Here is a 17,615-nt window from a genome sequence, read left to right as displayed (position 1 = left end):
TTCCGCAGAGAATTCGCAATTGTACATGTCATGGCTCTACTGAAACTTATGAGTGTAGGGCTAGATTACCCGTCTAACTGGCTCAGGTCGCACGAAATCTGCTATCCCTAATACCGCAATTTATGCCTATAGCAAGTATAGGTTGCATTAGGATGCTAACGCCTAAGACTGCACTAGGATTTTTGGGCGTTAGACTGAATGCAGTTTAACACCCAACCATCCTACCCACTGCTCGTAGCGCGGAGCGCCGCGCAGCCCGATTCCGACTCCGGACGGCAGTGTCAGGCGGTTCCTGAGGTCTGACGTTGGTCGGGACGTCGGGACCAAGACCCAACCAGACGCTATGAAAGCCAACACGACGCTTCGGAAACAGGCCCTCATCAGTATAGACACGAAGGGATCTTGAAACCGTGATCTGGGTCACGTTTTGGTGATCTTCTTGCCGTGTTTGTCTCGACTCGACCGATGTCAGGGTCGCGCGAGGCCCGCCAATCTGGCACTGCTGGCCTGAGTTTGGCCGGCGGGTGCATATGCGGACCGAGCTGCCGTTCACCGGGGTGATCAGCGCCCGCGAGGCGGGCGCCGGCTTTGCCAATCCGAACATTATCCTGTTGCTTGGCGACGCCGGCCCGCACCCGATCCTCACCACCCGGTTCGCGATCACGGTTGTGCCGTGGCTCTATCCGCTGCGGTGATGCAGAAAACCACCGAATTAAACCGCGTCCAGCACGAAATGCATAAGTTTCATTTTGTGTTCCGCCTTGGTGATTTAACCAACCTCGCTGGAGACGCGGTTTAACATTGATATTCTTCAAAACTGTAAACCGCGCCAACTCCAGCAATCGTCGAGTCTGCCGGGGCCGAGCCCATCCAAAAACATCGCATACCGCGGTGGGCGCGGTTTAGTCAGCGCCCTTGGGCGTCTGGGCGAGAAAGGCATAGATCGTCGCGGCCATCTTCCGATAGCCCTCGGCATTCGGGTGGATTTGGTCGGCACAGAGCTCCGGTCGGCTCAAGATCTCCGAAAACACCGCCTCGACGAGCGGAACACCCTCTTCCCGGGCCAACTCCCGGTAGAGCGGCGCGTCGCTCTTGGCGCCGGACAGGACCCCGAACAGCGAGAGTTGCGGCACCGCCACGAGCACGGCTTGCGCGCCGCTCTGCCTCACGGACTGGATGATGCGGCGCACATCGTCTTTGACGGCGGCTTGTGGTCGCCGTCGCAGGAAGTCGTTGCCGCCGATTTCGATGACGACCAGGGCCGGTTGGTATTGGGTGAGCACCGCTTCGATGCGGTCGCGTGCGCGCTCGGCGGTATCGCCGGGGACCCCGGCGTTGACGACCGTCCAGCCGCTGAGCCCGGCCAACCGACTGGGCCAGTCCTCCCCCGCCGCTGCGCCGGTTCCATAAGTAACGCTGTCGCCGAACGCCACCACGATCGCCTCGGGCGCGATGGGTGTCGGCTTCGGCAGCCGATCGCAGGCAGTCAGCAACCAGGCGCAGAGCAGGACGGCAACGAACTCTCTACGGCGCATCATTCAGGCTCCTTTATCACGTCCAGCGGCGCGATCAGGTGGCGCCGGTCATGCTTTCATCATCGCACAGGGGCGTCCTTGCGGTATCCTGCCGACATGACAGCCAGCAATTCCAAATTTGGGCGACATCGCGCGGCCCCTGGTGGATGCGGCGCGCCCGACCGCGGTACCAGGTCCCCGATAACGAGCGGCGCGCCTTATCCACCCTACAACGGAGCGGGTTTTGTAGGGTGGATAAGCGTAGCGCATCCACCATCAGCCTCGCTGCCGGCACGCCGCCCGGCAGCGACCACCCAAATTTGGAACTGCTGCATGACAGCAGCGTCGCGCCGACACCGCATCGCCACGGGTGCCACCAGCCCAGCGATCAGGCGGCGCGGCCGATCGCACCGCACCTTGCCCCCACCAGCAGCACTGAATCCCCATGCCCGAGACCCTCATCGACCTGATCCGCCACGGTGAACCGGTGGGCGGCCCGCGCTTCCGCGGCAATGGTGCCAATGACGCGCTGTCCGCCACCGGCTGGGCGCAACTGCGCGCCGCGCTCGGTGACGCCCACCCCTGGGACCAGGTGATCAGTTCGCCCATGGCACGCTGCTACCCATTCGCCCTGGAACTGGCCGGACGCCATGGGCTGCCGCTCGCCGTCGAACCCGCGCTGATCGAGATCGGCATGGGCACCTGGGAGGGCCGCACCCATGCGGAGGTGGCGGCGACCGAGGGTGCGGCCTACACGGCGATGTATCAGGACCCGGTCGCCCGCCGCCCGCCGGGCGGCGAATCACTCGACGCCTTTGCGGCACGCGTCGCCCCGGCCTACGACCACCAGGTGGCCGCCCATCCGGGACGCCACCTGCTGATCGTCTGCCACTCCGGGGTCATGCGCGCGCTGGTGGGCCATCTGCTGCGCGCCGATGCCGAGCGCTGGTACCGGATGCGGATCGACTATGCCGGCATCATGCGGGTGCGCCACGGGCGCTTCGGACCCGCCATCGAGTGCATCAATGCGCGCACCCTGCCAAGTTGAAGCGTCCGTCCTTGCGTTCTTGATCTGGGACAAGTCGACCCGCCCGAACATGATCCCGGTCAATTTGCCGGGCAGGCGGCCTTGATCCAGCGCAATCAACTCAAGAATAACCGGTCACCCGGAACGCGGCGGCAAGGTCTTGGTCTATACTTATCCGCTTTCCCTTTTTCCAGGGACTCCGGTCTACCCCCTCATGCGACACCCGACAGACGACCTGCGCATTCGCGCGATCACCCAGGTGAGCCCGCCCGCGGCGCTTCACGAGAAATACCCGGTATCGGAACAGGCCTCCAACACGGTCTTTGAGACGCGCCGGGCGATTCAGCGCATCCTGCATCACGAGGATGATCGGCTGCTGGTCGTGGTCGGGCCCTGCTCGGTACACGACACTCAAGCTGCGCGGGAATACGCCGAGCGCCTGCTGCCGGTCCGCGAGGCCCTCAGCGTGGACTTGCTGATCGTCATGCGGGTCTATTTCGAGAAACCCCGGACCACCGTGGGGTGGAAGGGGTTGATCAATGATCCGAACCTGGACGGCAGTTTCGAGATCAACAAGGGCCTGTGCCTGGCCCGCAAGCTGCTGCTCGACCTGGCCGAGTCGGGGATGCCGGCGGGAACGGAATACCTGGACCTGATCAGCCCCCAGTACATCGCGGATCTGGTGAGTTGGGGGGCGATCGGCGCCCGCACCACCGAGAGCCAGGGCCACCGTGAACTGGCCTCCGGGTTGTCTTGCCCGGTCGGCTTCAAGAACGGCACCGACGGTGACGTGAAGATCGCCATCGACGCCATCCACGCCGCGGCCCGGCCCCATGTGTTCATGTCGGTCACCAAGGAAGGGCAATCGGCGATCTTCACCACCGGCGGTAACGACGACACCCACATCATCCTGCGCGGTGGCCACCGCCCCAACTACGATACCGAAAGCGTCAATATCGCCGCTGAGCAGATCATCGAGGCGGGTCTCACCCCCAAGATCATGATCGACTTCAGCCACGCCAACAGCCGCAAGAAGCCGGAGAAGCAGATTCAGGTCTGCCGGGACGTGGCCGGCCAGATCGCGCGCGGCGACCGCCGCATTATCGGCACCATGATCGAGAGCCATCTGGTCGGCGGACGCCAGGACCTCGATGCCGTCACCGGCCTGGTTTATGGGCAGAGCGTCACCGACGCCTGCGTGAGCTGGGCCGATACCGAGCCGATGCTGCAACAACTGGCGGAGGCCGCGGCCCGACGCCGCGGCACGGTGTAGGGCCAAATGCCGGCGAGACGATCCGCCATGGCGCAATGCTGTTTGGTTCAGCCGGAAGCATGACCCGCGACCGGCGGTTCGCTGGACCGGCGCCTGCCGCCGCCCCGCGCGATCCGGTTCAGGAGGAAGGCCGCCAGGGCGAAACAACCGGTCCCCAGCGCCGTGAGCGACTGCTCCAGCCAATGCAGGGCCAGGGTCTTGGGGGTGGCCATGGCGATCGGCTGCAGGGCGAAGATCATCGCCAGGTTGACGGCGAACAAGGCCGCGACCGACCACCGACGCAGTCCCATGGAGGTGCCGATCAGCAGGACACTCACCGCCAGATTGCTCAGACTCGCCAGCAGCAGCAAGGGCAGAAACCAGCCCCGCGGAGTAGCAAACACCCATTGACGGAGCGCGGCGGCGGTGAAGGCGAGGACGATCGCAACCAGCGCCGCGGACCACAACACGCGCGGGGCGACCCGTCCAGCCTGGGGATCGGGCGGACGGCCAGGCCGGCGGCGGGTCGCACCCCAGAGGGCAGCGGCCAGGAGGGCGAACCCGGGGGCCATCAACGGAAACAGTGCATTGGACAACCAGACGAGGTCGATCCCGCTGACGGCGGCGATCAACTTCCAGGCCGCCTTCGCCAATCCACCCGCCAGGATGAGCGCGCCGCCCGCGAGTGCCAGAGGGTGGTTCAGCGCGTCCTGCGACGCCACATAACGGGCGAGATACCACAGGGCAACGCCGGTCAGAACGACCGGGAGAATGTTGTAAACTGCGAGGGTCACGGGGAAATCAGGCATGTCGGTCACTCGCATGTCAGTTTCCGGGATGATCGCATAACCGAGCAGCCGGAAGGTGGAAACCCGTCGATGCAACGGCGTCACAACACGCTTGGACTTTTTTCGCTATTCTCACAGTCTGGCGGCACCAAGGCAGACACGCGATGGACAACGGCAACCCAGCACCGGTCAACAACCTCGTCTACTTTCTCGGACACGATGCCTCCACGCTCAAGGATTTGGGGCGGCGGCTGAAGGAGCAGCAGTTGGCACTGGCGCAGTTCGAACATCCCGCGGCCTTGGCCGCGGCGGCGCTCGATCGGCTGCCGGCGGTGCTGATCCTGGAACTGGGCATGCTGCCCCAAAACAGCGATATCGCCGGCTTCTTGACGAATCTGCTCGGCACGGCGGCCCCTGGCCCGGCTCTGATCTGCATTGCCGAATCCGATGGGATCGACGCGCGGCTGCGCTCCGTCCGCGCCGGGGCCAAGGCGTTCTTCGTGGCGCCGCCGGACCCCGCGCAGTTGGCCGCCAAAACATTGCAAGCCTATGACAGCGGCAGCCATGACCCCTTGCGCATCCTGATCGTCGAGGATGACCAGGCTCAGGCAATGTATGTCGCCATGCTGCTGACCAAAGCCGGGATGACGGCGCGCACCCTCAGCGAACCATTGACGATCCTGAGCGTCTTAGCCGAGTTTCGCCCGGACTTGATCCTCATGGATCTCTATATGCCGCAAGCCAGCGGAGCTGAACTGACCGCAATCATCCGCGACCACGACCAGTTCTATGACACGCCGATCCTGATGGTCTCCAACGAGACCGACGCCGACAAGCAGATCGCCGCCTTGCTGACCGGCAGCGACGGATTCATTACCAAGCACGTCAACAGTCGACACCTGATCGCGTTTATTGAGCACCGGGTCCGGATGGCCCGTTGGCTGCCCGAACGCCGGGCGATCATTGCGAAACGCGGCGCCCCCAGCCGATTGCTGTGCAAGGATCTCTTCATTCGCACCCTGGAGCGTGCAGTGCGTGACGGCACCGCCGGCGGCGCCGGCTCGGGTGTCCTGATCATCGAACTGGACTCGCCGCAACAATTTATCGATCGCCTTGGGCTGTCCGGGTTCGAAAAACTCTTGGCTCAAGTCGAGCAACTGATCGGTCGTCAACTGGCCGGGGCCGATGTCGCGACGCGCTATGGCGAGTTCAGCTACGCCGTCCTGACGCAACGCAAAGACGGCGCCGCGCTGGTCGCGCTGGGCGAAAAACTCCGGCGGATCACCGCCGACTCCAGCCTGGCACCGAACCTGGCCAACGTCGTGACCACGGCCAGCGTCGGCATCGGACTTTTCCAGCCGCCCCCGGAGGATGCCCTGACGCTCCTCGCCCGTGCCGAGCGGGCGTGCGCCAAGGCGCGTCAAAACGGTGGCGCCCGTGTGGAAATCTGGGCGCTTCAGGCCGGCCGATCCGAGAATCGGATCAAGACATTGATCGAAACGGCGCTCAAATCAGAGGGATTCGTACTCCTGTTCCAACCCATTGTCACTCTGGGTCACGTCCAGGGCACCTATTTCGAGGCGCAACTGCGTCTGCGCTCCCCCGACGGGGATCTGCTGCCGCCACGCGAGTTTTTCCCGGTCGCCGAGCGTCACGGTCTGATGACGGCCATCGATCGCTGGGTTATGGAATACGCCTTGGATACGCTCCGCGACCACCGGATCCGTCACCCCGACCTGCGCATCCTCGTCCATCAAACCATGGACACGTTACGATCGAGAGAATGGCTTCCCTGGCTTCGCGAGCAACTGATCCGCCGCGATTTAAAACGCATTCGCCCGGTCCTTCAATTCCAGGTGCGCGACGTCCGCACGTCAGTCGAGATCGCCAAGGTGTTGTTCGGCGTCCTGCGCAAAGGGGGCATGCCCATCTGTCTCGGCAATGTCACCAACTCACCCTCGGAGATCGCACTGGTCGGACAACTGGGAGTCGCGCTGGTCAAACTCTCGATCAACACCCTCACCCAAACCAACATTCACGACCTCACCGCACTGGTAGAACAACTGCATGACCAGAAGGCATTGGTGGTCGCGACCGGGATCGAGGACCAGCAAACCGTTACCCAGGTCTGGAACTGCCGCGCCGACTTTATCCAAGGCAACTATATCCAGATGGCACGTGATGACATCAACGTCAGCCTCGCCGCCTGACCAGAGACCCGGTACATGACAGACGGACCTCGATCAAGATTCCGGCCACTTGGCCTCGCCGGGTGCGTAGTCAGGCCATCCTGGCCTGACACTCTCAGGGCTGGAAGCCCTGACTACGCACGCCGCTGGCCGGGATTACGATCAAGGCCGACGGACGGACCCGATGACACCCGCCGGCAGCAGTGGCAGCATTCATCATGACCCAACTGCTATTGAAGTACGAACTGGTCGCACTGGTGGACCGGTTGCTCCTGGAGCAGGGCCGACTCGACCCGCTGGAGTTGCTGATCGCCGGCGACCTCCTGTCCTATGCGGACTACGAAGCCTGGCGGCTCGGCCTGGCGCCTCACCTGGAAGGCGTGTTGCGCGTCCCGGCGAACGCGGCCAGCGATTTACTGGCGCAGGCGAGCCGCTACGCCGGCGGCCAGGGACTGGTTGCCGAATCGCTGGTGCATCTTGCCTGGGGCGCGGCACCACGGATGCTCTCGATTGGTCAGCATACCCAACTGGCACAGGGCTGCGCGCACGCTTACGTGCGGCCGGCCAACCGCATTCAACTGGATCTGTTCCAGGACAATCAATTCCAAATCCTGGAAGATGCGGTCCGCGCCGCACTGGCCGGCCGCCGTATCGACGCCGCCCACACCGCCCTGACCCGGCTGATGGCCCTGGACCCGAAACATGCCAAGTTACCGCGCTATCTGCACCTCATCCAGGCGGTCGAGGACCTCCCCTCCCGCGCTGCCGCGGAGCGATTGCCGGAACTGGAGGCCCTGGAGCCGGAAGCCCAGGCGCTGCTCGGACATCGTGCACGCGACCTCCTGGCCCCGCTGTGGGTGACCCTGGCCGAAGATCTGGCACGTCATCCGTTCGACCCCACCGCGCCCCGATTACACGCAAGCACCGCCTGGGCGCGGGCCGGGCGCTTCGCGCAGGTCCGCCAAACCCTGGAAGCGGACCCTGACTGGCGGCGCCGGCCGCAACACCTCATCGACCATGCGGAGGCCTGTCGGCGCACGGGAGACCTGGCCGCCGCCCGCCGGGACTGGGCGATGCTGTGCTGGGAGCACCCCGCGGAGGCCGCGCGGACGCTGAGCGCCAAGGACCTGCCGGACCCCCGGCTGGTCCAGTTGTGGCGCCAATTCAACGACACGGACCTGGACCTGACGACCGCCCTCTTCCCGGCCTGGCTCTTGGTCGTGGACCCCGGCACCGCCGCCGCGGTCCCGCCCGCGTTGGCCCCCGCCAACCCCGCGGGCGACACCTACCGCGCGCTGCACCCCCTGGTCACCGGCGACGACGCCGGCATCCGCCAGCGCAAGGTTCTGGCCGCGCGCAGCCCGGAGCTTCTGAGACTCTACCTGGCCGGGATCGAGAATAAGGTCAGTCGATGATCCCGGCTGCTTTGTTAGGTGATTTCCGGGAAAGGATCTACCGACTTGTAGGGGCGACTTAAGTCGCCCCTACAGCCTTACAGCCCTGCGGATCTTGCAGGCATGCGCAGTCGGGATGTGTATTCCCGTAAATCGCCTTAGTAACGAGTCAATAACGACAACGATTGTGTTCGTGTCTGGGCGATTTCCGTCAAGTCCTGTATCACAAGCGCCCCAGATACCGGCGCCCACCCAACCGCGGAACCTGATCGGCGATCCAGGCCGCCCGGCGCAGCAGGCGCACCGAGGGTCGCTCCAGCCGGTAGGCCGACGGCGCCAGCAATACGGCGGCGAGCAGGGCCGCCTCGTTCAGTGTGATCGCCTCGACGGGCCGCTTGAAATAGCGCGTGCTGGCCGCGCCCACCCCATAGGTACTGGGACTGAACTGGACGATATTGAGATAAACCTCCAGGATGCGCTGCTTGGACCAGAGCACTTCGATCAGGGCCGTGAACCAGGCCTCCAGTCCTTTGCGTACCCAACTGCGCCCCGGCCACAGAAACAGATTCTTGGCCGTCTGCTGAGTGATGGTACTGGCACCCCGCAGCCCCCGGCCCTGGCGCCATAACGCCAGCGAGGCACGGATTTCGACCGGATCGAACCCGTGGTGATCGGCAAAGCGCTGATCCTCCCCGGCGATGACGGCCAGCGGCAGTACCGGCGGGATCTGCCGCCAGCTGACCCAGGTATGGTAATACGCCGGCGCCTGCCGATCGGCACGCCAGGCGGCCAGGACTTGACGCACCATAAACGAGGACACCGGCGGGTCGACCCAGCGCAGCGCCCCGACGATCAGTGCGGAGAGCAGGGCCAGTGCACCCAGGACGCGCGGGACCAGAAACAACAGCCAGGCCGCGACCCGGCGCGCCCCGGCCCCAAACGCAAGCCACCACTGCGCGGGGGCGATCGGCGCCGCGGCGCCTGGACCCGCAAGGCGCTCCGGCGCAGGTGCCGGGACCTGGGTCTGCGGATCGGCCATCAGCCAGCAATTCCAAATTTGGGTGGCCGCCGCCAACAGCGTGTCGGCAGCGAGGCCAATGGTGGATGCGCTGCGCTTATCCACCCTACGAAACCGGCTTCGTTGTAGGGTGGATAAGGCGCGCCGCTCGGTGTTAGGGACTCGGTACGTCGGTTGCGCGCGCCGCATCCACCAGAGGTTGCGCGATGCCGCCCAAATTTGGAATTGCTGGCCATCAGCGCCGACGCTCCAAGAGTGAGGCGAGTGCCGCCTCGGTCATGGGCTGGTGGAACAGGAACCCTTGGGCCAGGGTACAGCCGCGCGCCATCAGCTCCACCCGCTGCGCCTCGGTCTCCACACCCTCCGCCACCACCGCAACCCCGAGGGCGCGCGCCACACCAATGACCGCGGTAGCGATCGCCTGGTCGTCCGGATCATCGGCGATGCCGTCGACGAAGCTGCGGTCGATCTTCAACCCATCGATGGGGTAGCGTTTCAGATAAGTCAAGGACGAGTACCCGGTACCGAAGTCATCCACGTAGACCTTGACGCCCTGATCCCGCAGGCTGTGCAGGATGGCCGTGGTACTTTCGCTGCCCTCCATGATGGCGCCCTCGGTGATTTCGATACCGATCAAGCCCGGACTCACCCCATGAATCTCGGCCTGGGTCCCGAGACAGGCCGCCAGGTCCGAACTGCGAAAGTGCAGGGGGGAGATATTGACGAACACGGGCACGGCGGTCAGTCCCGCATCCACCCATCGCCGCAGGGTCGCGAAGGTGCGCCGCACCACCCAATCAGTGACTTTGATGATCAGCCCGGACTGCTCCGCCACCGCGATGAAATGGGCCGGCGGAACCTCACCCAGCGGTCCGTCGGTCCAGCGGATCAGCGCCTCGACACTGATGATACGGCCGCTCGCCAGGTCCACTTCCGGTTGAAACAACAGCGTGAACTGGTCCTCTTGCAACGCCAGGCGAATCCCGGTCTCGATCGCCATGCGCTGCTCGCCGTGGAGCTTCATCTCCACCGAGAAGAACTGGAGCTGGTTCTTTCCCCGCTCCTTGGCCTTGTACATGGCGGTGTCCGCGTTCTTGAGCAGGGTCTCGCTGTCTTGTCCGTCGTCCGGGAAGCTGCTGACCCCCAGGCTGGCGGTGACGAAGACATCACGCCCCTGGACCCGGTAGGACGCCGACAGGAAGTCGAGGATGCGCTTACCCATGGCGGCGACCAGGTCCGTGTCGGCGTCCTCCAGCATCAGGATGAACTCGTCGCCGCCCAGCCGCGCCACCGTATCCTCGCCACGCACGCAGGAACCGATGCGTTGCGCCGCCTCGCGCAGCAGCTCGTCGCCGGCGGCGTGTCCCAGGTTGTCGTTGATGACCTTGAAGTTGTCCAGGTCCACGAAGACGACATGCAGTTGCTCGCCGCGGTGGGCGGCGCGGGCGATGGCGTGCTTGACCCGGTCGTTGAACAGGTTACGGTTGGGCAGGCCCGTCAGCTCGTCGTGGGTCGCCAGGTGCTCGATCCGTTCATGAGAGGCCTTGATCGCACTGATATCGCTGAAGATGCCGACATAATTGCGCACCGCCCCCTGTTCGTCACGAACCGCGCTGATGGTCAGCCACTCCGGGATCAGTTGGCCGTCTTTGCGATGGTTCCAGATTTCGCCCTGCCAGGTTCCGCACCCGCGCAAGTCAGCCCACATCGCGGCGTAAAACTCGATGGAATGGCGGCCGGACTTGAGGATGGCGCAGGTGCTGCCGAGGACCTCGTCAGCGCTATACCCGGTGATGCGGGTGAATGACTCATTGACCGAAATCAGAATGCCCTCGGCATCGGTCACACAGATGCCCTCGCCCGCCGAATGGAAGACATTGGCGGCGAGCCGCAGGCCCTCTTGGGCGGCACGCTGTTCGCTGATGTCCGCGGCCTGGGTACAAACGGCGGTCACGTTGCCGTCGGGATCCTTCAACGGGAAACGGGTGACCCGCAAATAATAGAGACGCTCACCGCGCGCCAGGGTCTCGTCGCGATCGACCGGACAGCGGCGCCGCATCACCTCGAAGTCGCCCTCACGCAGGCGGTCGGCCAGTTCCGCGTCGAACAACTGGTAATCGGTGCGCCCGCGCACCTGCTCCAGCGTCAGACCGAAAAAGCTCAGGAACCGGTTGTTGGCGAACTCATAACGCCCGGCCGCGTCCTTGACCGCAAACAGCGAGGTCGCGTTGTCCATGACTTCCAGGAGTCGGCCCTGCAGCTCGCGCGCCTGGCGTTCGGCACGTGCGGTCTCGGTCTGGTCCGCAAGCCCCACCACCACCCCGCGCAAGGCGCCCAAGTGGTCGCTGTAGGTGACGATGTGCAGCAGATAATCGGTGGCACCGTCGGTCAGCGGGCGGTTGAGCGGTTCACCGTCATGCAGCACCTGCTCGGTCGCCGCCGGGAGGCCGGCGAAGACCGGCGGCAGCTTGAGGTTGGCAAAGGGCCGCCCGCGGCTGGCCGGACTCAGACCCAGAACCCGCTGGGCGGCGACATTGAAGCGGGTAACCTGGAGCTGCGGGTCCAGCACCAGCAGCGGGAACTCCACCGCGTTCTGGACACTCTCGAAATCCGAGTTGAGACTCGAGAGCTCGGCCGACTTGACCAGCATTTCTTGATTGACGGTCACCAGCTCTTCGTTGCTGGCCTGCAGCTCCTCGTTGGACGCTTCCAGCTCCTCGTTGCTGGCCTGCAACTCCTCGTTGGCGGCCTGGACCTCCTCGTTCAGCGCCTGCATTTCCTCGTTGCTGGTCTCCAACTCCTCGATCACCGTCTGCAGGTGCTCGCGGGTCGCGATCAGTTCGTCCTCCAGCACTCGTTCGCTGGAACTGGAGGCATTACCGCGCGTCCCCGGACGCCGCGTCGCCTCGCCGGGCTCGAAGCTGACCAGGAACATTTCCTCCGGTTCATGCGGCCGATGAGGATAGACCGCCAGCCGCACCAATCCGGCGCGGCCGGGGGCGACCCGGCGCTGTCGGCCTTTCGCCAACTTGCGCTTGGTCCGGGAATAATGGACCAGGGTCAGGAGTTCCATGCGCAACTCCTTGCCGAGCATGTTGGGAAATTCGAGCTGCGGCGTGCCCTCCGGCAGTTGGATGTAGGTTTTGAGATCGCCGAAGGTGTGGATCACATACAGCCGGGTGTCCAGCAGGACCGAGGGCGGCAGATAGGCCGCGAAGGCGAGCTGATTGAAGATGGCGTTGATCGTCACCCGCGGTTCGGTCAACTGACGGCCGCTGATCGCCGCCAACCGGGTGTTCAGGGCACGCGCCACATGGGTTCGCCCGCCGCGTCCGCGCGGACGGAACAGGCGCGACTTGGGGTCCACCGGCTCGAACAGGGTCTCCTGTTGGGAGATGTTCTCCGAGCGGCCAAGGAACAGGAGCCCATGGTCGGCCAGGGCGTAGTTCATCACCGACAACACCTTGGCCTGAAGCTCCGATGAAAAATAGATCAGCAGATTGCGGCAGGAAATAAGATCAAGACGCAGGAACGGCGGGTCCAGCACCAGATCCTGACGGGCAAACACCACCAGATCGCGCACCTGCTTGACGATCTCGTACTGATCACCCACCGGCATGAAATAGCGCGCGACCAACTCAGCCGACAACTCACCCAGCGCGGCCGACGGAAAGGTGGCGCGGCGCGCCATGTTGAGCGCGTCCACATCGATATCGGTGGCGAAGATCTGGATATTGAGGTGACGCAGCCCCTCGCCCAGCAACTCGGCCAGAATGATGGCGATGGTGTAGGCTTCCTCACCGGTGGCACAACCCGGCACCCAAACCCGCAACTCCGAGCCATGGGGCTTCTCCTCCAGGATGCTCTTGAGATGTGCCTCCAGGCGCCCGAAAGCCTCCGCGTCGCGGAAGAAGGAGGTGACCGAGATCAGGATATCCTTGGCCAGGCTCTCCAGTTCCTCCGGACGCGCCACCGCCAGATCCAGGTACTCCTCCAGCGTATCCACCCGGTTGGTCGCCATCCGCCGCCGCACCCGCCGCCACAGCGTGGTCTCTTTGTAGCCGCTGAAATCGATCTTGGTGAAGCGCCGCACCTCCAGCAGCAGTCGGCCGAAGCGTTGGGTGTCGGTCACGTCCGGCGGGGCCGTGGGCGCCGCGGGCGCACGCTGCACGAACTGAGCGATCTCGTGAGCGATCGTATGGGGCGGCAGGATATAGTCCACCGCCACGGTATTGATCGCCGCCTGCGGCATGCTTGCGTATTTGGCGGTGTCCGGGGACTGGGCAAAGGTCATGCCCCCGTTGGCCTTGATGGCACGGATGCCCACCGCGCCATCGCTGCCGGTACCGGACAGGACCACGCCGATGGCGTATTCCCCCTTCTCGTCCGCCAGTGATTTCAGGAACAGGTTGGCCGACGGCTTGGGAGCCACGTCGGGACGCGGCTCGACCAGCGCGAAGACCCCGTTGCGCAGCAGCAGATTCCACTTGGGCGGACCGATGTAGATAACCCCGGGTAACGGCACCTCCCCGTCCTCCACGGCCTTGACCCGCATCGCGGTCTCGCGTCCGATCAGTTCCACCATCATGCTGCGGTAATGCGGCGAGAGGTGCTGGACGATGGCAAAGGTGCAGTTGAGCCCCGCCGGCAAGGCCCCGACCAACAAGGTCAGGGCCTCCAATCCGCCGGCGGACGCCCCGATCCCGGCGATATAGTGCGGTTTCTGCTCCGGCTGAGCGGGGGCCTCGTCGGTGTAGTGAGTCAGCGCTGCGTCGGCGTCCATCATGCCTCACAAGGGCTCATGTCGACCTCGGCGAGGATGCGATATACCTGATCGAAGACCCGCGCGGGCACCGGCGATCGACTGCTCGGACACCACCAATTGCGCCATCGCAAGGCCCTCCAGGGCACGACTGAAACCCTTCCAGGCAGCGGCTGCCTGGTCCCCATGAAAGTCCAGAAAGGACGCGCCGATCAACTGCCCGCCCAACTGACGACGCAACTGGCGGACGATCAGGCGGCCACCCAGGGTCGCCCCCTCCAGCACATAGAGCCCACCCACCGCGGTGCTCAGCGAGACGGGAGTGCCGTCGGCCGGGGTCACCACGACGACGGGCACCGAGGCCGGCACACGCAGTCCGTTCGCCTCGATATCCGCGCAAAGTGCCGGAAACTTGGGTCGCACGCCGAGTGCTGCAACCCACTGCCGCGAGAGACCGGCCGTGAGCGCGGCAAACAAGCCGGGCTCCAGGCCGCCATAGACCAGCGCCATCGCGCTGAGATAGCGGCAGTAATCGGCCGGGTCGGCCACCGCAGCGGTCAGTCGTGTCATAACCGGCAACCGCTCCACCGCCTGATGGAGGTCGGCCGTGGCCGACCGCAAGGCCCCGACCAGACCGGGGGCATCCTTGGGCGGGAAAGGCTTCAGAGATTTCTGCATGGATCAACGCAACATCAGACAATTTCACTCAAGTTTATCATCAGGCACGGGCCGATCGCATCAAAGCCGAACGCACCACCAACACCATCCGATCGGGCGCAGCGCATGACGGCGGCCGGCCGGCCGGCCGCCGTCCGCGGGGTCAGATGACATCCAACTCCCGGACCGCGGCCTGGAGCTGCGGTTCCTCGTCCAGCGCACCTTCCCAAAAACGGAAGACGCGCGCATCGGCGCCCTCCCCCAGGGTCAATTCGGCCATGAAACCGGGGGCGTCTGCCGGGGCCGGATGGTCCCGCGACAGGCCCAGACACCCCAGCACCGCCGCCAGACGCTCCTGTTGGGCCTGGTCCAGCGTACCGTGACGGGGTTTATGGCTGGTGTGGTCACCGCTGTTGACTACGAAAGCACCGTCGCTGCCGACCGTGATCTCCAGCATATAGTCGTCGTCACCGACGACCCGATAATGCACAGGCAAAGATGACATGAACTTGAGCCCCGTTTCGGTTGACTACTCTAGGTGACGCAGAGGATACGAAGGATAGCGACACTTGTGAACCACTGCTTCGTGACGGGCCGCGGAGACGGCACGATCGGCTCAGTGCTGGAGGATCCTGGACAGAAACAACTGGGCGCGTTCCGAACGCGGCGTCGCGAAAAAATCGTCCTTGGAGGCATCCTCGACGATTCGGCCATGATCCATGAAGATGACCCGATCCGCCACCTTGCGGGCGAACCCCATCTCGTGGGTCACACACATCATGGTCATGCCCTCGGTCGCCAGTTCGACCATGACGTCCAACACCTCGTTGACCATCTCCGGATCGAGCGCGGAGGTCGGCTCATCGAACAACATGCAGATCGGGTCCATCGCCAGGGCACGGGCGATCGCGACACGCTGCTGCTGCCCACCGGAGAGCGCCCCTGGAAACTTGGACGCCTGGGTCTTGAGCCCGACCCGATCGAGCATCGCCAGACCGCGCGCCAGCGCCTCCTCAGTCGATCGGCCGAGAACCTTGATCTGGGCGATGGTCAGGTTATCGGTGACACGCATGTGCGGGAACAACTCGAAGTTCTGGAACACCATGCCGACCTGCGCGCGCAATTTGGACAGATTGGTCGTCGGATCGGCGAGCGGGGTGCCGTTGACGACGATCCGGCCCTGTTGTATCGCTTCGAGCCCATTGACGCAGCGGATCAATGTGCTCTTGCCCGAGCCCGAGGGGCCGCACACCACCACCACCTCGCCCTGATTCACGTGCGTGCTGCAGTCGGTCAGGACCTGAAAATCGCCATACCATTTCGATACGTTTTCGATCTGGATCATGCTCATGTGGAATACTTTTTTTGCAATTGCCGCACCAGCAGCGAGGCGCCGAAACAGAGGATGAAATAGACCGCGCCGGCAAACAACAGCAATTCCACCAGTCGGCCATCGCGATCACCGACCTTGTAGGCGGCGCCGAAAAAATCCGCCAGTCCGATCACATAAGTACATCAATATATTCGCTATGAGCGCTTAATTATTTATCTTTCTTTTAAATCAATGCTTTGCAATTATTGGCGCCTACAAATATTTCACTTGAAGTACTTACACCAGCGAGGTATCCTGAAACAGAATGATCGCCTGGGTCAGCAAGAGCGGCAGCATGTTGCGAAATGCCTGCGGCAGTACCACCAGGCGCATGGTCAGATGGTAGGGCATCCCGAGCGCGAACGCCGCGTCGACCTGACCCTTGGGGACACTCTGAACGCCGGCGCGGATGATCTCGGCATAATAGGCTGACTCGAACAAAGCGAATGCGACCAGTGCCGAGAGCATGCGGATATCGCTGCTTTGGGAAACACCCAGCCAGCGCTGCAACAGCGTCGGTACGATCAGATAGAACCAGAGGATCACCATGACCAGCGGCACCGCGCGGAACAAATTCACATAGGCGGCGGCCAGCCACGCCAGCGGGCGGTTGCCCGACAAACGCGCCAAGGCCAGCAGGGTGCCCCAGAGGATGCCGACCAGGATCGCGGTCGCGGTGATCTCCAGGGTGATCAGCATCCCGTCCGCAAGAATCGGCAATGCACCGGGAATGGACGTCCAGTCGAATGTATCCATCACCTCCCCCCGATATAGCCCGGTACCCGGGTCCGCCGCTCCAACAGGCGCATCCCGAACATCACCAGCACATTGATGAGCACGTACAGCAAGGTCACGGCGATGAAAGCCTCATACGCCTGCGCGGTGTAATCGACGAGCTGCTGGCTCTGCCGCGACAACTCGATCAGCCCGATCGTCGACGCCACCGCCGAATTCTTGAAAACGTTAAGAAACTCCGAGGTGAGCGGCGGCAGGATCAGGCGCAGCGCCATCGGCAGCAGCACATAGCGGTAGGTCTGGGGCAGCGTCAGACCGAGCGCCAGCCCGGCATTGCGCTGTCCGCGCGGCCGCGCTGCGATCCCCGAGCGAACCTGCTCACAGACCCGCGCCGCGGTGAAACAACCCAGACACAGCAAGGCTGCGAAAAACTGCTGCGCCAGCGGATCGGTCTGTTTGAGCGCATCGCCTAAGGTTGTCGGCAGCAGCTCAGGCAGCACGAAATACCAGATGAACAACTGCACCAGCAGCGGCACATTGCGGAAGACCTCGACATAGGCCGCGGCACTGCCGGCGAGCAGACGATTGGGCACAGTACGCAGCACCCCCAGCCCGATGCCCAGCACCAGGGCCATGATCCAGGCCCCCAGTGACAGCGTAAGCGTCCACTGCAGCCCATCGAGCAGCCAGCCGAGATAGGTCGATTCACCCGATGGCGTCGGGCTGAGAAAAATATCCCAATTCCAGTTGTAGCTCATAGCAAGCCCCAGTCGTTGGGTAAGGGGTCAGAAATCGATGAAACAACGCATTCGATCGTTATCGTTGTCGTAATCGTAATCGGAGAAGCGATTCCAATTGGGCATGATCTGGACCCCTGCTCCAGTGTCGCGTCACCGGCCGCTGGAGC

General features: G+C 63.9%; 15 protein-coding genes. 5 read left to right on the top strand and 10 right to left on the bottom strand.

What is annotated here, in order from left to right; genetic code table 11:
* The first annotated feature begins 530 nt into the window (after positions 1 to 530).
* A complete protein-coding gene (locus QZY03_RS03760) occupies positions 531 to 695 on the top strand; it encodes a hypothetical protein (RefSeq protein WP_295578415.1) in 165 nt (54 codons plus the stop codon).
* 207 nt (positions 696 to 902) lie between these two features.
* Here QZY03_RS03760 and QZY03_RS03755 read toward each other — a convergent pair whose 3' ends face one another.
* A complete protein-coding gene (locus tag QZY03_RS03755; protein ID WP_295578413.1) occupies positions 903 to 1,538 on the bottom strand; it encodes an arylesterase in 636 nt (211 codons plus the stop codon).
* A 421-nt stretch (positions 1,539 to 1,959) separates the two neighbouring features.
* Here QZY03_RS03755 and QZY03_RS03750 point away from each other — a divergent pair, with 421 nt between their 5' ends.
* Both QZY03_RS03750 and QZY03_RS03745 read left to right on the top strand, forming a co-directional pair.
* Positions 1,960 to 2,562 (top strand): histidine phosphatase family protein, encoded by a 603-nt coding sequence (locus QZY03_RS03750; RefSeq protein ID WP_295578412.1) that lies wholly within the window; start codon positions 1,960 to 1,962, stop codon positions 2,560 to 2,562.
* Positions 2,563 to 2,755: 193 nt separating this feature from the next.
* A complete protein-coding gene (locus QZY03_RS03745; protein WP_295578411.1) occupies positions 2,756 to 3,814 on the top strand; it encodes a 3-deoxy-7-phosphoheptulonate synthase in 1,059 nt (352 codons plus the stop codon).
* A 47-nt stretch (positions 3,815 to 3,861) separates the two neighbouring features.
* Here the strand turns inward: QZY03_RS03745 and QZY03_RS03740 are convergent, their stop codons facing one another.
* Positions 3,862 to 4,602 (bottom strand): hypothetical protein, encoded by a 741-nt coding sequence (locus QZY03_RS03740; RefSeq protein ID WP_295578410.1) that lies wholly within the window; start codon positions 4,600 to 4,602, stop codon positions 3,862 to 3,864.
* A 143-nt stretch (positions 4,603 to 4,745) separates the two neighbouring features.
* Between QZY03_RS03740 and QZY03_RS03735 the strand changes: the two genes are divergently transcribed.
* Positions 4,746 to 6,791, top strand: a complete 2,046-nt coding sequence (locus QZY03_RS03735) for an EAL domain-containing protein (protein ID WP_295578409.1) — start codon at positions 4,746 to 4,748, stop codon at positions 6,789 to 6,791.
* Positions 6,792 to 6,988: 197 nt separating this feature from the next.
* On the top strand, positions 6,989 to 8,185 hold the full coding sequence (locus QZY03_RS03730; RefSeq protein WP_295578408.1) for a hypothetical protein: 1,197 nt from the start codon (positions 6,989 to 6,991) through the stop codon (positions 8,183 to 8,185).
* A gap of 202 nt (positions 8,186 to 8,387) precedes the next feature.
* On the opposite strand, the gene mtgA is transcribed toward QZY03_RS03730, so the two are convergent.
* The 8 genes from mtgA to QZY03_RS03690 all read right to left on the bottom strand — a co-directional run bounded on the left by mtgA (position 8,388) and on the right by QZY03_RS03690 (position 17,466).
* On the bottom strand, positions 8,388 to 9,287 hold the full coding sequence (gene mtgA, locus QZY03_RS03725; protein ID WP_367268190.1) for a monofunctional biosynthetic peptidoglycan transglycosylase: 900 nt from the start codon (positions 9,285 to 9,287) through the stop codon (positions 8,388 to 8,390).
* Positions 9,288 to 9,417: 130 nt separating this feature from the next.
* On the bottom strand, positions 9,418 to 13,968 hold the full coding sequence (locus QZY03_RS03720; RefSeq protein WP_295578407.1) for an EAL domain-containing protein: 4,551 nt from the start codon (positions 13,966 to 13,968) through the stop codon (positions 9,418 to 9,420).
* A gap of 3 nt (positions 13,969 to 13,971) precedes the next feature.
* Positions 13,972 to 14,622, bottom strand: coding sequence for a biliverdin-producing heme oxygenase (locus QZY03_RS03715; protein ID WP_295578406.1), 651 nt, complete (start codon positions 14,620 to 14,622; stop codon positions 13,972 to 13,974).
* Positions 14,623 to 14,764: 142 nt separating this feature from the next.
* Entirely contained in the window at positions 14,765 to 15,106 is a 342-nt protein-coding gene (locus QZY03_RS03710; protein WP_295578405.1) for a hypothetical protein, read from the bottom strand.
* Positions 15,107 to 15,217: 111 nt separating this feature from the next.
* Positions 15,218 to 15,946: an amino acid ABC transporter ATP-binding protein gene (locus QZY03_RS03705; protein ID WP_295578416.1), complete on the bottom strand. Its 729-nt coding sequence runs from the start codon at positions 15,944 to 15,946 to the stop codon at positions 15,218 to 15,220.
* A gap of 2 nt (positions 15,947 to 15,948) precedes the next feature.
* Positions 15,949 to 16,107: a hypothetical protein gene (locus tag QZY03_RS03700; protein WP_295578404.1), complete on the bottom strand. Its 159-nt coding sequence runs from the start codon at positions 16,105 to 16,107 to the stop codon at positions 15,949 to 15,951.
* 103 nt (positions 16,108 to 16,210) lie between these two features.
* Positions 16,211 to 16,729, bottom strand: coding sequence for an ABC transporter permease subunit (locus tag QZY03_RS03695; RefSeq protein WP_295578403.1), 519 nt, complete (start codon positions 16,727 to 16,729; stop codon positions 16,211 to 16,213).
* Positions 16,729 to 17,466, bottom strand: a complete 738-nt coding sequence (locus tag QZY03_RS03690) for an amino acid ABC transporter permease (RefSeq protein ID WP_295578402.1) — start codon at positions 17,464 to 17,466, stop codon at positions 16,729 to 16,731. The genes QZY03_RS03695 and QZY03_RS03690 overlap by 1 nt, the downstream gene beginning before the upstream one ends.
* Between the last annotated feature and the right edge of the window lie 149 nt (positions 17,467 to 17,615).

Source organism: uncultured Lamprocystis sp. (assembly GCF_903933125.1).
Taxonomy (GTDB): domain Bacteria; phylum Pseudomonadota; class Gammaproteobacteria; order Chromatiales; family Chromatiaceae; genus Thiodictyon.
The sequence above is the reverse complement of the archived record's forward strand: the minus strand, read 5'-3'. Positions and strand labels throughout refer to the sequence as shown.